The 15,453-nt window shown below is 47.7% G+C and carries 14 protein-coding genes; 8 read left to right on the top strand and 6 right to left on the bottom strand.

All coding sequences use genetic code 11. From position 1 onward, the window contains the following. Window positions 1-1,149: hypothetical protein (locus PSHG_RS30885; protein ID WP_162137287.1), on the bottom strand; the 1,149-nt coding region annotated here is incomplete at its 3' end. A gap of 849 nt (window positions 1,150-1,998) precedes the next feature. Between PSHG_RS30885 and PSHG_RS13585 the strand changes: the two genes are divergently transcribed. The 3 genes from PSHG_RS13585 (at window position 1,999) to PSHG_RS27645 (ending at window position 4,198) form a co-directional block, all read left to right on the top strand. Continuing rightward, window positions 1,999-2,421, top strand: a complete 423-nt coding sequence (locus PSHG_RS13585; RefSeq protein WP_010273652.1) for a MarR family winged helix-turn-helix transcriptional regulator — start codon at window positions 1,999-2,001, stop codon at window positions 2,419-2,421. A 74-nt stretch (window positions 2,422-2,495) separates the two neighbouring features. Beyond that, window positions 2,496-3,542, top strand: a complete 1,047-nt coding sequence (locus PSHG_RS13590; RefSeq protein ID WP_010273654.1) for an LLM class flavin-dependent oxidoreductase — start codon at window positions 2,496-2,498, stop codon at window positions 3,540-3,542. Window positions 3,543-3,775: 233 nt separating this feature from the next. Continuing rightward, window positions 3,776-4,198 (top strand): Cif family virulence factor, encoded by a 423-nt coding sequence (locus tag PSHG_RS27645; RefSeq protein ID WP_010273655.1) that lies wholly within the window; start codon window positions 3,776-3,778, stop codon window positions 4,196-4,198. A 389-nt stretch (window positions 4,199-4,587) separates the two neighbouring features. Here the strand turns inward: PSHG_RS27645 and PSHG_RS13600 are convergent, their stop codons facing one another. Further along, window positions 4,588-5,652: an NAD(P)/FAD-dependent oxidoreductase gene (locus tag PSHG_RS13600; protein ID WP_010273656.1), complete on the bottom strand. Its 1,065-nt coding sequence runs from the start codon at window positions 5,650-5,652 to the stop codon at window positions 4,588-4,590. A gap of 435 nt (window positions 5,653-6,087) precedes the next feature. On the opposite strand from PSHG_RS13600, the gene PSHG_RS13605 reads away from it, so the two are divergent. The 4 genes from PSHG_RS13605 to PSHG_RS13620 all read left to right on the top strand — a co-directional run bounded on the left by PSHG_RS13605 (window position 6,088) and on the right by PSHG_RS13620 (window position 10,535). Then, entirely contained in the window at window positions 6,088-6,492 is a 405-nt protein-coding gene (locus PSHG_RS13605) for a CBS domain-containing protein (protein ID WP_010273657.1), read from the top strand. Between the two features lie 266 nt (window positions 6,493-6,758). Next, the gene (locus PSHG_RS27650; RefSeq protein ID WP_010273659.1) at window positions 6,759-7,694 is read left to right on the top strand and encodes an endospore germination permease; all 936 of its coding nucleotides are present in this window, start codon (window positions 6,759-6,761) and stop codon (window positions 7,692-7,694) included. A gap of 154 nt (window positions 7,695-7,848) precedes the next feature. Next, window positions 7,849-9,372, top strand: coding sequence for a spore germination protein (locus PSHG_RS13615; protein ID WP_010273661.1), 1,524 nt, complete (start codon window positions 7,849-7,851; stop codon window positions 9,370-9,372). Further along, a complete protein-coding gene (locus tag PSHG_RS13620; RefSeq protein WP_010273665.1) occupies window positions 9,369-10,535 on the top strand; it encodes a Ger(x)C family spore germination protein in 1,167 nt (388 codons plus the stop codon). The genes PSHG_RS13615 and PSHG_RS13620 overlap by 4 nt, the downstream gene beginning before the upstream one ends. 67 nt (window positions 10,536-10,602) lie before the next feature. On the opposite strand, the gene fur is transcribed toward PSHG_RS13620, so the two are convergent. The 4 genes from fur to PSHG_RS13640 form a co-directional block, all read right to left on the bottom strand. Then, window positions 10,603-11,088 (bottom strand): ferric iron uptake transcriptional regulator, encoded by a 486-nt coding sequence (fur, locus tag PSHG_RS13625; RefSeq protein ID WP_010273667.1) that lies wholly within the window; start codon window positions 11,086-11,088, stop codon window positions 10,603-10,605. A 168-nt stretch (window positions 11,089-11,256) separates the two neighbouring features. Next, window positions 11,257-11,655, bottom strand: coding sequence for a DUF2500 domain-containing protein (locus tag PSHG_RS13630; RefSeq protein ID WP_010273668.1), 399 nt, complete (start codon window positions 11,653-11,655; stop codon window positions 11,257-11,259). 100 nt (window positions 11,656-11,755) lie between these two features. After that, window positions 11,756-12,583, bottom strand: coding sequence for a hypothetical protein (locus PSHG_RS27655; protein WP_010273670.1), 828 nt, complete (start codon window positions 12,581-12,583; stop codon window positions 11,756-11,758). Window positions 12,584-12,638: 55 nt separating this feature from the next. Further along, entirely contained in the window at window positions 12,639-13,079 is a 441-nt protein-coding gene (locus tag PSHG_RS13640) for an OsmC family protein (RefSeq protein WP_010273671.1), read from the bottom strand. Between the two features lie 396 nt (window positions 13,080-13,475). Here PSHG_RS13640 and PSHG_RS13645 point away from each other — a divergent pair, with 396 nt between their 5' ends. Continuing rightward, window positions 13,476-15,452, top strand: a complete 1,977-nt coding sequence (locus tag PSHG_RS13645) for a tetratricopeptide repeat protein (protein WP_010273673.1) — start codon at window positions 13,476-13,478, stop codon at window positions 15,450-15,452. Window position 15,453: the final 1 nt, after the last annotated feature.

A 15,453-nucleotide genomic window follows, 5' to 3' on the forward strand; every position in this document is an offset into this window, starting at 1 on the left:
CTCGAGCAGCCCCGCCTTTTCCGCCTCCGGCACCTTCGCAGCGGCATACTCCGCCAGCGCTGACGCCAGCTCGCTCTCCGCCCGCGCAACCTCCGCTTCGTCTGTGGAACTATTATACGCTACAGCCTCAGCATCATCTATTGCAGCAGCTAAAGCAGCTCGGCTTGCCGCAGGGTACTGACCGGGGTCATTTCCCTCGCGGGTGTCAGCAAGCAATGTATGTGCTTCCGAGATCCGTTCCCACAGATTCGCTTTCCCTTTACTGAAATCAAAAATAAATGCCGGAGCCAACGTCCCGTTGCCGGCGGCATCGGCTGCGAAAATTTCGAATCTATTAATGCTTGACAGGATAGGAGCTTTAATAAAAAACCGGCCATCTTCATTATTAATACTTCCATCTACCCGGACAGGCCCGTTATCTTCATACTGCCCGTAGACTTCAACGGCTGAATAATCGCCCAGCACCTCAATCAGCAGGTCACAGATAATTCGGCCGCTTATCGTTACAGCATCCTCATCAACCATAATTGGAGGACGGTCCAATTGGGAATCCGGGGCACTAACATCGACTACAAAGGGCGATTGCTGGTTAATAATTGGTCTTAAGTTATCAACAGTTCCATAAAAAGGGATGATAACATAGGGGCCTTCCGGCAAAAGTTTAATTTCATCGAGATCTGTTACGGTTCCATCCCATTCTCTAATAGTATAGCCTCCTATGCTCATACCCGAATGAAATTCTACAATCGTCCCTGCCCAATTCATGCCTTCGAGAGTGTAGACATCCAGAGAAAAGTATTCGGTGGGCTCGTTGATTCTAAATCGGATATCGGTTGTATCCTTTTCTCCATCATCATTCGGGGAAAAATAGACAGGATCTAACCTAATATCGGTGGCCACGTCCGGCTTGCTTGGCTCTTCCGCATCTTCCGGATTCCCTGATTCTTCTTGTTCCCCCGGGTCTTGTAAATTTTCCAAGGAAAAGAGCTCACCGTCTATATGTAAGGAAAAGGCACTGTTACGGTCTGCTGAAATCCACGAGCTAATATCCTTATCGATACTTCCGCCATGCGCTGACCTATATTCCCTCACAACCTGCCAATCTATTTCATGATTACCTGCCAATCCTTGATAAAACGGGATGTCCATAGCTCTCCCGCTAGAAGGAAAAAAAAGAGTAAGAAATAATACAGATGCTATCCAACATGATAGCCATTTGCCATATAAACGGTACTTATCCATACATTCCTCCTGCTTGTAATCTTTTCTATTTTTAAAAGTGTCATTGTATCTAGTTCCTATGATCTGATATCTATATATTTACTGGCTATATATCTAGCGGCTATATATCTAGGACTTATATACGGGGCTTATATATGGGGCTTATATATCTAGTGCTTATATATCTGATGCTTATATATAGTGCCTATATATCTAGTGCTTATATATTTAGTACCTATACCTATAAATCTGGTGACTATGTATCGACAATCGTGAACCATTCTCGATAAAATATGCATGCTTATCTCGTAATATAAAATCTATCACCTCAATAACGAATCCGCTAGGATCAATGGTTCAGAATAATTAGCCGTCCACGCAAGATATTATTCTGGACAAGACTTCATCAGCTCTCTTTGCTTAACGAACCCGCGAAAAACTAATTGCGAAAACATTCTGGATAATAATCTCAATCCTGTACTAAGGTACCATAGTGCTCTTTCGTCCGCAATAATCTAAATTATCTTTATAAGTCCTTTTTATTCCCAGCTTGTAGGCTTGTAAATACTGGGATTTTTCACCGATCCGGTTCCATCATCCCTGCGTCTCTCCAAGCCATCCCCTTGACGCAAGAGCAACCAGGAGATATGATTAGGGTACTAACTATTTAGATGATATATCGGCTTTTGTCAGACTTAGATGAACTGAGCTATTTTAGCCAAATCTAACCATACGTGAAGAATATGAATGAATGAGGAATTTAGAGGGGGCTGCAGATTGATTGATAACGAGATTCGCGAGCTGCTGGTGAAGCTGAGCGCGCAGAGCCGCCGCAATTATGCCGGAGCGCTGCGGCAATATAATATTCATGTAGGCCAGGATCACGCCTTATGTCAATTGTGGCTGGAGGAAGGAATTACTCAGCTCGAGCTTAGTGAACGGCTTGGCTGTGAACCGCCTACCGTTACGAATATGATAAAGAAGCTGGAAGAATACGGCCTCGTATATCGCAAAAAAGATGCCCAAGATGGCAGAATAACCCGGGTTTATTTGACAGAAGAAGGACGAAGCTTGCGGCAGCCTATTCAACAAATGTGGAAAAAGCAGCAGGACAAACTGCTGGAGGGGATTGTGCTGGAAGAAAGAATGCTTCTTCGCCGTCTGCTTCAGCAGATGGTCAAAAACATCACACCCGAATAGCATTCCTATTCGAATAAAGACTTTTACTGCAAGCAATTAATTAGCAACCTAAACTTTAACAAAGGATGATTGCTATGATCGAGCAAACAAGAAGCAGCCGCTCATCCAGCCGACTGAAGCTTTCCATTCTAGATCTGGCCACCATTTACGACGGAGATTCCCCTCATCAAACGCTGCAGCATTCGACGGAGCTGGTACAGTTAGCTGATCGCCTGGGGTATACCCGCTACTGGTTTGCGGAACATCATAACACCAAATACCAGATGAGCACCTCCCCCGAATTGTTAAGCGCCCACGCTGCTGCATTAACGGGCCGAATCCGGATTGGATCAGGGGGCATTATGCTGCCGAATCACAGTCCGCTGAAAGTCGCCGAGAATTTCTCCCTGCTTGAAGCTCTCCATCCGGGACGAATTGATCTCGGGATAGGGCGTGCACCTGGCACCGACGGACTAACAGCTCTTGCCTTGCGCAGGTCGCGGGAAGCTGTGACAACCTACGATTTTCCCGAGCAGCTGGATGAACTGCTGTCTTATTTTTCCCGCTCTTTTGCAGAGACTCATCCGTTCAGGAACATCACGCCATCCCCTTCCGCAGATTTAATACCTGCTCTTTATCTGCTGGGCTCGAGCGACGGGGGAATGCAGTTTGCCGCTAAGCACGGGCTTGGCTTTGCATTCGCGGCGCACATCACTCCCCACTTGGCAATCCCTATGCTACGCGCTTACCGCCAATATTTTCGCCCTTCTGCATATTTGCAGGAACCGAAAGGCATCCTGTCCTTGGTTGTCATTGCGGCAGAAACTGAAGAGGAAGCCCGGTATTTAGCAGGGCCGGCGGAGCTGCAATGGGCCCGTTGGGGAAGCGGAACATTCCACTTGGCTCCGCCTACTTTAGAAGAAGCCGCAGCGCATGTGTACACATCTCACGAAGAGAGCGTCCGCCGTGAAAACGAAGGAAGATTCGTAATTGGATCCATTGAGCAGGTCGTAGAAAAGCTGCAGACACTGGCTCATGAAGCCGAAGTCGATGAAATTATGGTGCTGAATATGTTGACTGAACGAAGCAGTCGTCACCGTTCATATACGCTGTTGGCTGAGGCTTTTCAGTTGGCCCCCTAACCAGGTAGGCAAGAGTTGACATGCTTCTAACAGCTGTGATTGCTTCTACTGATCGCCTGCTTCTAACAGCTGTAACTGCTTCTACTGATCGCCTGCTTCTACTGTTTGCCTGTGTTTTTCCCAGTTTAACAGTTCAATCCCACATCGACCGACCCCTGTGAGAAAGAGCACCACACGCTGGGAGTTCGCGTGTATGTGATGGTGAAAATCGGACCTTAAAGGAGGCTGCTCTAATGAAGAATACAGTATACAGTGATGGTGTTTCATTCCAAAAGCCGCGGATGACTGCCCCGACAAACTGCGGCAACTCTCCACGGCAGGAGCTTCTGCTTGAACTGACTTCAGCATTCTCCGCTCACAATATCCAAGCCATAAATACTGCCTTTTTTTCTGACCAAATGATTTGGAAACTGGCAGGAAGTCACAGCTTGCTTGGGAAACAATCAGTGCTGGATAACTATAAGCAGGTATGGCCGGCCGGTATCGAGGAATTGCTTATTCAGCACATCATTACTCATGGCAAAACGGCTTCAGTAAATGGTGAGCTTATGATGAAGGGTGGCTCACGGCTCTTTTTCTGTGATATTTATGTTTTCAGCAGTGCCGGTAATAAGTCACCAATCAGTGAAATCACCTCATACCGGGTCCGCCATTGAACACTATACCATTAACGAATTAAGCTTCTTAATCTGGCTTTAAAAGAAGTCAAAGAAGCCAAAGAGCCAGTGAGCAGCCTGCTGCGAATTCTAACGCTCGCGGTGGTCCTTATTTAGTAAAATCAGGCGGTTAAAAATTGTAACGCTTGCCACTTATTTTGCTCAGATCGCGGTTTTCAGCGCCAATTGTCACAAATAAGAGCGAGGATGAGCGTTAGAAATTTAATCCCTGCTTTTTCGTCTGAATAAGAGCGAGGGCGAGCGTTAGCGCAGGGCACCTTGCATCAATGTCTGAAGAACAGACATCACGCTGGGCACATCGCGCGGATTGTCCCGCGGCGCACGTCGCGGACTTTCCCGCAGTATACAACTTGGGAATAAGTAATCGCTTATACCGCGCCTTGAGCTGTGCTATACATTTGTTTGCGCAGCTCACGGTTTCTTTCATCAAACACTTCATTGTGGGAAGATACACGGCCATAAGCTGTAGCTTCCGGCTCAATGAAGAGCTTTGCCTTATTCACAGCGTTGGCTGCGTCCTGGAAAGCGCCTGCGATTAGATGAAGCTTTCCTTCATGGTGGAGCACATCGCCGGCAGCAAACAGCCCGGGAACGGATGTCTCACTCATCGGTGTGCCGGCCACATAGTATTCGTTAGCCATTTCAATATTTAACGGACTATTATGAATCAATTCTTTATCTCTTTCATATCCATGATTAATTATGACATCATCCACGGTTAGCTGAATCGGAGTGCCATCCTCAGCCTTCAGCTCAACTCTGTCGATTGTCTCATGATTAGGGGCAGCAATCAGCTTCTCTATCGTGGTGTTGAACAGGCATTCCACGGAACTGGCCATCAATTTATGAATGACAGCCTCGTGGCCTTTCAATTTATCCTTGCGGTAGGTTAAGTAGATTTTAGCTGCCAGGGGCTCCAATTCTGTTGCCCAATCGATGGCGGCATTGCCGCCCCCTGAAATCAGCACCGTTTTCCCGCGAAAACGTTCCAGAGATTTCACTGTATAGTGGAGATTGGAAACTTCAAATCTCTCCGCCCCTTCAATATCCAGCTTGATCGGTCTGAGAATACCACCGCCAACAGCCAGGATGACGGTTCTGGAATAGTGAAGCGCGCCGGATAGAGTATGGAGTATGAACGTACCCTCATCGTCCTTGGTGATCGATACGACTTTTTCTCCTAACACGACCTCCGGATCAAACGTCATCCCTTGAGCGACAATCTGCTCAATCAATTGCGCTCCCGTAATCGGGGTTAGTCCCCCGACGTCCCAGATAAGCTTTTCCGGGTATACATGAACCTTTCCGCCGAGTACAGGTTGAAACTCGATTACTTTGGTGGACATTCCCCGCAGCCCGCTGTAAAATGCTGCAAACATACCTGCGGGACCCCCGCCAATAATCGTTACATCCTTAATTTCCTTTGTTTCCATACGGGTTGCTCTCTCCTTATGCTTCCTGTAAATGGATGACACCTATTATTAGAAAGCGTTTTTGCTTACATCCTTGAGACATCCTTGAGACGCATTTTTGCTTACATCCTTGAGACTTTCATAGCCATAGCTCATGCTAATGGCTAATGGCTCATAGCTGATGCTAATGGCTGATTATCGAAACAAATGCTAACCGGGTTTTCTGTGATAATGATAATCGTTATCATTAAGATCAGCATAGCAAATGTTTTTCTTATTTGCAATCCCTGTTGGAAATTCCTTCTCATGACCGGCGGCTTACAAAACTTTTAAAGCGATATGATGAACAAAATCAGCTGAAAATCATGCATCATGTTTAGCCAAAAGATCGTAAATATGGTTTAATAAAAGAACTAAACCTCGCGAACTGATTAAATCAAAGGAGAGATCGCCTATATGGAAGTATCCGCTTTTTTATTTCCTAAGGATCAGGTTTCCTATATTACGACATCACTTTCCATGCTGGAGGCCATGGAACAGTTGGAGCAGCACTCCTACTCAGCCATTCCTATCATTGATTCCGACGGAAAATATGTGGGCACCCTTTCCGAAGGAGACCTGCTCTGGAAATTGAAAAATACGCCCGGGTTGTCTTTTGACGGACTGCGAGATGTCCCCGTAAGCGACATCCAAAGGCATGTGCATAACGAATGCGTCAATATTAATGCCGATATGGAAGACATGCTTACTCTTGCTGCCGACCAGAACTTCGTACCTGTGGTTGACGATCAAGGAGTATTTCTGGGCATCATCCGACGAAAGGACATTATCGAATACTACACGCGCAGTATTACTGATTGAATATTGATCAAGATGGGGATGTCTCATCATGTGGCCGATCGACCTCCGTCACGCAGCGAAACACCGCGCGCTGGGAGCCGCTCGCGGCGCGAAAAGACTGCATTTCAGAGAACCGTTTGTTCTTACTACAAGCGGTTCTTTTTTATGTCCTTTTTTTTGTTCTTTTTACGACGTGTCTTCCGGGCATGCTTAGGGATGCATGAATTCCGGGCTTTCGGCTCACAATATGAAAATATTGGCGCAGTGCCGGAGGGGGGAGCAACGTCATGAATAACGCGAAAGAAATCACCATACTCCAAACCCTGTTTCTAATAATCACTGCCGTCGGCTTCTCTAATCACGTGACCATCATCCCTATGCTGCTGCAGGCCGGTCTTCGTGATTCGTGGCTCAGTGTGCTGCTTACTTACCTTATCCTCAACGTCTGGCTGATTATCCCGTTTTATATATCCAAAAAAATTGGCAAACAATCTATGTACGAATGGCTCAAAAGCCATTATTCCCGTTGGCTGGCCTATTTCTTTGTTGGACTTGTTGCAATTTATATGCTGTCGATCGCGGCTATTACCATTAAAGAAACGACAACCTGGGTAGCCATTACTTATTTGCCGTATACCCCGGACATCGTCATCGCGCTCGGCTTGATTCTAATCTGCATCTTTATCGCCGGGTCCGGGCTGCAATCATTAGCCATTACGGCCGGTATATTGCTGCCAGTGGTGTGGCTATTGGGTTATTTTGTTATGTCCGCCAACTTTTTGTACAAGGATTATTCCCGTCTGCTGCCCGTACTTGCAGAAGGTGCCGGGCCAGTCATGCACACCATGCTATACGCGGGCGGCGGTTTCATTGAATTGATCCTTGTTCTGTTTATTAACCACAGCATATCAAGGCCAATGAGGATGATTCACTGGCTCATACTGGCTTTTATCATTACCGGACTAACTCTCGGCCCCTTAATGGGGGCAATAGCCACTTACGGCCCTATAGAAGCCGCCAACCAAAGATACCCGGCCTTTGAACAATGGAGGCTTGTTGTCGTCGGCAAGTACATTGCCCATGTAGACTTCTTCGCATTGTATCAATGGCTGTCCGGGGCCTTGATTCGGATCGGGCTGGCGCTGTTTATTATACTTGACCTCATCCGGCCCAAAAACCGGAAAAGCAAGCTTGTCAGTCTGCTCCTTCTCACTTTTTTTTAATTGGTATCATCATGCTGCCAATCAGTGATATGACCTATGTCAATTGGATAGCAAACTTCTATTACCCTGTTACTCTTACCGTCATGCTGGCTCTTTCCTTCATCCTGGCATGCCTTGTTCTAATCCACTCTTTCCGGAAAGGGAGGGAAGCTTCTTGAAGCTATTCAACTATTTACGCAAGCAAATGCACCGAGAGACGCCTATTGATCACACTCATACAGATTGGGTGCCCAGACAATGGAACGAAGAGACGGTCCATGTCATGTTCGGCAAGAGCGCAGATATTTCGGTGCACACCCGATACTACGGACCAGATCAATCGCTGAAAACGATCATGATATATTGCGATGGATTGACAGATATAAAGCGGATCGGGGAGTTTGTTCTTCCGAACCTGGAGCTTATGCTGAACGATGTGACGCCCAGCCAACCACTCAAGCTCAAGAAAAATCCTTTGATCCAGCTTAATAAAATTCAAAATGGCGACGATTTGCTTCATCAATTGTTCGAGGGGAATATGATTGTCATACTGGAACATCAGCAGCAATTGTTCTCAATTGACGTGGCCGACATTCCCGGCAGGGAACCGGAGGAGTCCAATACCGAAGTGTCGATTAAAGGACCGCGGGACGGCTTCACTGAAGAATTGGCAATCAATGTGGCATTAATCCGCAAACGTCTAAAGACAACATCGCTGCACAATGAACAGTTCCGTATTGGAAGAAGAAGTCAGACGAAAGTTTCACTTCTTTACATGTACGATATTGCAAGACCGGAAGTTATTGAGGAAGCCCGGCGGAGAATAAACAAAATCGATATTGACGGCTTGCTCAGCAATGAACAAATGGAGGAGGCCTTGTCTGATTATTCGCACTCGCTTTTTCCGCTGTTCGATTATATAGGCCGGCCAGACTTTGCCGCAGCAAGCCTGCTTCGCGGACGGTTTATTATTCTCATTGAAGGATCCCCTATGGCGATCATAGCCCCGATTAATCTGTCAGCCCTGCTGAAATCTCCGGAGGATCTCCACTCTCCTTTTTATTATGTCGCCCTGCAGCGGCTGCTCCGTTTTATCGGTTTTTCCGTATCCATTCTGGCACCCGGATTGTGGGTTGCCCTCACGTCATTCGATATCGATCAGCTGCCTTTCCAATTGCTGGCTACCATTAGCAATTCCAGAATTGGCCTGCCGTTATCGGGACCTATGGAGGCTTTCATCATGCTCGGCTTATTCGAGCTCTTCCGTGAAGCAGGGGTCCGCCTCCCGAAAGCAGTTGGAGAAACGATAGCGGTTGTCGGAGGGCTCATTGTAGGGGATGCTGCCATCCGGGCGGGGATTACATCTCCCACGATTTTATTCGTTGCAGCCATTACCGCGGTGGCTACCTTCACTTTGGTCAATCAGTCACTCGGCGGAACCGTCAGTGTGGTCAGGCTGTTCATCCTGATCTGCTCCTCCTTTCTCGGCATGTACGGATTTTATCTCGGGGTGCTCACTGTCGTCATCTATTTGTCGCGTCTGGAATCCTTCGGCCTTCCATATTTAGCTCCCTTTTCTCCACTATCGTTCAGGGATCTAATCTCCGGGCTCTCTATGCTGCCTGGCGACAAAAACAAAAAAAGAGCGGAAATGCTGCGAACGATTGATTCCACCTCGCAAAAGGAGGGGCCTTCATGAAGACTGCACGGCTTCTCGCCTGTCTATTATCCCTGCTCCTCCTCCCTTCCTGCTGGGATATTAAGGATCTGCAGTCAGTCAATTATGTAACATCGCTCGGTCTGGACTTTAGCGATGGCCAATATGTCGTTTACGCACAAATGCTCGATTTCAGCTCGGTAGCTAAGCAGGAGAAGGACAAAACAAACACCACCCCCAATATGTATGTTGGAAAAGGAGTCGGCGATTCCCTTAATCTTGCCGTTAACGATCTGTTTCGGACCGCACAGCAGCAAACTTCATTCAGTCATGTAAGTACGATCATTTTTACTAAAAACTTTCTGGACAGGGGTATGACGAATGCTGCAGACACCTTGTTCCGGTTTAAAGAAATTCGTCACACTCCATGGGTATTCGGTACGGATAGCTCTTTGCCTGATATTTTCACCACCGGCGGATTTTTTAATCTAACCACTCTAGCTACCATATTGAACGAGCCCAACGAGCTGTACAGACAAAGATCTACGATTGCACCCATACAGCTGGTTAATTTCGTATCCCAAGTGAGAGAACCCGGCCTAACGGTTCTGCTTCCTTCCATTTACGTTAACAAATCGCAATGGCGGGAAAATGAAAAGCCCGACAAGAAACTTGCTCTCAGCGGGATCTATGCGGTTGATAATCTGGAATTTGTAGGGGAGATGAAACGCGGCGATATCAAAGGGCTGCGCTGGCTGGAAGAGAGGATGGTCCGGGCCCCCCTGCAGCTTGAAAAAGACGGCAGAACGATTGCCGTTATTTCTACTAGCAAAATAAAGAGGAACATACGTCCAGTTGAACATGCAGAAACAGAATTGCCAAAGTTTAGCTTTGATCTGGAGTACAAGGGGAGCGTTGGTGAGCTGCTAACTAATGCCTCTATGGCCGAATTAACCGAATTAGCACAACAAACAATTGAACAAGAGATCCGGGATACATTCCTAACTGCCCTGGAGAAAGGAATTGACATCTATAGTCTGGAGCACGTCCTATACCGGAAAGATTATGCTAAGTGGAAACAGCTTCACGATGAAGGCCGCTTCCTTCTCTCCAAGGATTCTATTGCAAACATAACCCTGAAAATAAAAATCATGGACTCCGGCATGAACCGGATTCAGAAATTGAACCTGCCGCGCGAGGAATAGATTGGATTGGCTACAAACAAGCCCAGAGCTTATGATCGATGATCAATTCTCTGGGCTTTACTGAATATTATGACATGGTGACGGTAGCTTTCTCACGGGTGCAATGTCCCTTTTTACAATCGGAATAATGGCCCATGAAATCAAGACGGTGATCCAATACCTTGAAGCCATACTCCCGCTCCAGCTTTTGCTCCAGAACTAGCAGCCAATCATCCTTAATCTCTTCCACCGCTCCGCACTCGTTACAAATGAGATGATGATGCATATGCTCATGATCGTCATGACGCAGATCAAAGCGGGCCACACCGTCACCGAAATTCATCTTCTCCACAATGTGAAGCTCGTTAAGCAGCTCCAACGTCCGGTAGACGGTTGCAAGCCCAATGCCCGGATAAGTATCTTTAAGACGCATGTACACATCTTCAGCACTAAGATGATCTCGTTCATTCTCCAAGAGCACCCTAACAGTAGCTTTGCGCTGAGTAGTCAGCTTATATCCCTTCTCCATCATATGGCGATTGATTTTGTCCATTTCTTCATCGATATGAACCATGATTGCCAAACCACCTTTCTTACCTTCTTGCCTGCCGTCCTGCAGCAGAGACTGCCGGACAAATCGCGCAGTTTCTAATTGAGAGTGGTTATCTGTTTAGAATAATTATAATTAAATAATACCCTAAAAAGGGAAAAGATGCAACGGTCCAATCAACGCTTCGCCTTCCTACTGTCTTGTAAAGCTAACAATCCAATCTCCTTGAACCTCCGCATAGCCTCGATCGCCTTCTATCAGAAGACCGTACAATTGTTTCTTGTCCAAATATTCGCGCCGTTCGCCATTTGAAAATTCCAATGTAATGTAGTAGAACGTCCTGGAACTTGAATGAGGATGCGAAGTTTCCCCATGATGATGCGAGTAATGCCGGACATCCATTCTTTTTGCAATTACAGTGGCGTAATGCGATTCAACAGGTGATGTGGAATTCCGCAAGTAACGCGCCCCATTCTTAACTAATCCGAATATAACCAGCGCGAAACCAATCACAATTATAATCGGGACCAGCGTAAACATAAACTGAAAAGACCCGGATCCTCCAAAGGGAGAAGGAGAAAACTCGAACATCCCATGCAGCCTCCTTCCTGAAAACCATGCTTATGTAGTTACCCTATATTACGGGATGTTTCGCAGAAGGTTCCTGCTGCTGTTCGGATAAACGGCAAAGTCACAGCTCTAGCTTGATATAGGTCCGGTCATCGAAGGAAACGCAGCCTTTCTTGACGCCCTTGGCCAGTTTGTACTCCCTAAAGCAGAGCGGATCATGATCCAAAATAAACCGCAATTCCGCTTCACTTTCTTCCAAACTATCTCTCAAGCGGGGATAGCCATCTGAAGCCAACACAAGGCTGCGGACATGCTGAGGCACATTCACTACCTTAACCTGATCCAAATCAAAGGGAAACCCCGTCATTCCGATATAAGAGAACTCCGAATCCGACTTCGCATTCTGCAGCTCATACTGGGCTTGTAAAAAAGGCAGGATTGCAGCAAATCCCGTGTCATTCTCCATAAGCTGCTCTATCGTTTTCCCACGCATTAGCTCAGCCTCTAAAAATAAAGCTCTTGCCTGCGCCGTTACGTTATCAACGTCCTTCTCATTCGTATACAGCAGTCCATCCAGCATACATTGGCAGTCACCAATCATCCATACCTGGCGGAGATGACGGCTAAAAATTACCATTGCTGCAGACGGAAGAGAATGAGCATTTTCCGTAACCGATTCGTATATGCCCCTCTGCTTATAGGCTTGCAGCACTCCTTCGTTCAAACGGCGAACCGCTTCTTCCAAGGCTGCTTCCGGGGGAAGCAGGCGCACTCCTTCCTCCAATAGAGAAGCAATAACCTGACCGGAAGTCCGGCCGTCGTATCGTTTGCCTGATACGTCGGTTGCTCCGTCAATGACGCAGGCATAATGCTCCGTAACACAGTAACGGTCTTCACAGTCTGCTAGCTGTCCGGTTTTCGCTGCCAAATTTATCTCTACGATATCCATGTTAATGTCATTTCCTCCAATTCCTTGCTTGCTTCACTACAGCCTTACTACACCCTTACTCCAGCTCTACAAGCTGTCCATTTAAAATGAGCCGCACTATTAGCTCCGTGTTTAATGAAGCCGCTACCGGACAATACTTTTCCTTCTCGAGCATGATCGCCCGTTGGAAGCGTTTCACGTCCACCTCTCCCGCAGCCGTGAACGTCAGCACGACATTGCGCAAAGCATGAGGAGGTTCGCAGTCACGCTCTCCGGCAGCACCGATATTAAGGCTATCCAGCTGCTGGCGCATTTTCTCCAACGTATGTACGACGCCGATTCCCATGCATCCTGCAAGACTGGATAGCAAAAGCTCCTTAGGCGTATGACCGCTGCCTTCCCCTCCCAGGTCCGAAGACGCATCCATCAGGACGGACTCGCCTGAAGAGCCGGATGCCGTGAATCGCCTCTTTCCGTTCCAATCGACCGTCACCTTTACTTTGTCGCCGGTCACCATAAGCCGTGAAGCCCTCCCTTAACGAATATTCGCCTGACTCCGAAGAACATCAACAAACACGCGGCAAAAGCGGTGTCTAATTTTGCTTATCCAGGAAAGTTGCAGCGCTTCTTTGTTTCGTTTATTGTAAACCGATCTGCAGGATCGTTCAAACCAAATTTTTAATGCCGGCCTGTCAATCGCATTACTGCTTAGCAAATTCCCGAAGACCGTCCCTCTGCTCCCGTACTATTTAGGCCTGGATGAACATATTACGTAATAATCCCGTTCGCCTTTCTCCCGAATTCTCCCACTGTAATGGTGACTTTCGCCGCTGGCCGTGCATCCAGCCGGCTTATTGACTTGATCGCTGATCTAAGATTTAATAAGTAAACAACTGAAGGAGGAGGGCATCCCATGAAGCTTACAGCATGGTATCACCGATGGCGGGGCAAACAATTATGGAGCAACAGGATGCTGGACCAGGCGCTGCACCATTACAGCAGGCTGGCACTCCGTGAAATTCCTGCCTCTGACCGTGTCGATTACGCAATGTATTTTTATGAAAAGGAGCAAACAGAGAAAGCCCTTGCTATTCTTAATCAAATTATTGAGATAGAACCGGCAAACGACTACGCTTACGAGCGGAGAGCCCATTTGCTGCGTGAGCTGAACCAGCCCGAGTTAGCCATGCACGATGTATCGGAAGCCATTCGCCTCAACCCGGACCGCTATTTGTACTGGTATACCCGGGGACTTCTGTTTCGGGACAGGGGCGAATGGGATAAGGCCGCCGAGGATTTCCAGGAATGCATTAAGCGGGAACCGGAGTCCTCTGTTCATTCCACCTATTACGAATTGGGTATGTGCTGCTACGACAAAGAGGATTTTGCGGAAGCAAGCCGGATTTTTGCCAGGCTTCTGGAAGATCGGGACAAAGAGATCCCTTTTTACTACTATCGTCTTGCGCTGTCATTGAGCGAGGAACGCAAATGGAGCGAAGCAGCCGATGTGCTGAAGAAAGGCATCGCCCTGTTAGACATGTTCCAGGCTCAGCCGGATCAGGGAAGACAATGGCTGCTGCAAAGGGCGCAGTATGGAAGCGGGGCTTTCCACGAATTTCAGCTGATTGTGCTCCGCAGTGCGTCGTTCCGCAAAGACCTGGCGGAGCTCTACGAACGTCTGGAACAGTATGACGCTGTAGCGGCTGCCTGCGGCGACGGCTTGCGGCTGCACCCGGAGCGCCCGGATTTATATGTTAAGCGGGGCATGGCTTACCGCCATCTCAAGCAGTGGCAGGCAGCAGAACAGGATCTGGACCAAGCGATCGAGCTGGATCCGCGTTATTTGGAGCCCTATTTTGAAAAGGCGCTTTTATATCGCGTGCAAGGTCAGGAGGACAAAGCTCTTGACGTCCTGCTTGCGCTCCGCTCCTTGAAGCCAGAACTCCCTCTCACCCATTACTGGATCACCGATTCGTACAGTGTTCTGCAGCAGCATGAGCTGGCATTGGAAAGCAGCGCAAAACTTATTGAATTGGAACCGGACGATCCGCTGAACTATACCCAGCGGGGGGAGGTCCTGCATGAGTTAGGCCGGACATCGGAGGCACTGGAAGCATATGGTCAATCGATCGCCTTGGGTGATCACAGTCAGACACGGATGAAAAGAAGCTACCTCTACTATTTGCAGGATAAAAATGAAGAAGCGATGATCGATCTGCAGGCAGCAGCCGAGCTTAATCCGGCTCTGCTGCAGGAGGGCTCCTACCATAATGCGCTTGGCCATATTCTTCAGGGCATGGGGCAGACCGACCTCGCTATAGATTCTTATACACAGGCTATCCGCCATGAACCGGAAACCGCCAGCTATTATGAAAACCGCGCCAAATGTTACATGGAAACCGGCGAATGGGATTTAGCTGAAGAGGATTGCTTGAACGGGTTGATGCAGGATAACCATAATGGAGATTTAATCAGCCTGCTCGGCAGCATCTATTACCTGAAAGAAGACTACGATGAGGCATACAGCTATGCCAAGCAATACTGCAGCCTGTACCCGGAGCACGCGGTCGGCTATTTCAACATCGGGGTCATCCGCTATAAAAAAGGGGAACATGCCGCCGCGCTGAAAGCTTTCGATAAGGCGCTTATGCTGAATCCTTACGGAGGCAAGAGCTATTTGTATAAAGCGCACATTTATTATGATCAGCTCGACACGACGGCATGTGTAGACAGTATCGTAAACTGGAATTTATTTACCTTCAAAGAGATGGATCTGGAGGAACGGCTCCGCCGCATTCGAGAGCTGGACGGATTGGATGAGCAAACACTCGAACTCGCGGTGAAAAGCTTGGAAGCTCTATTTCATTCCACGTCCACGAATCTGAATTAGG

The organism is Paenibacillus senegalensis JC66 (assembly GCF_000285515.1).
GTDB classification, from domain to species: domain Bacteria; phylum Bacillota; class Bacilli; order Paenibacillales; family NBRC-103111; genus Paenibacillus_L; species Paenibacillus_L senegalensis.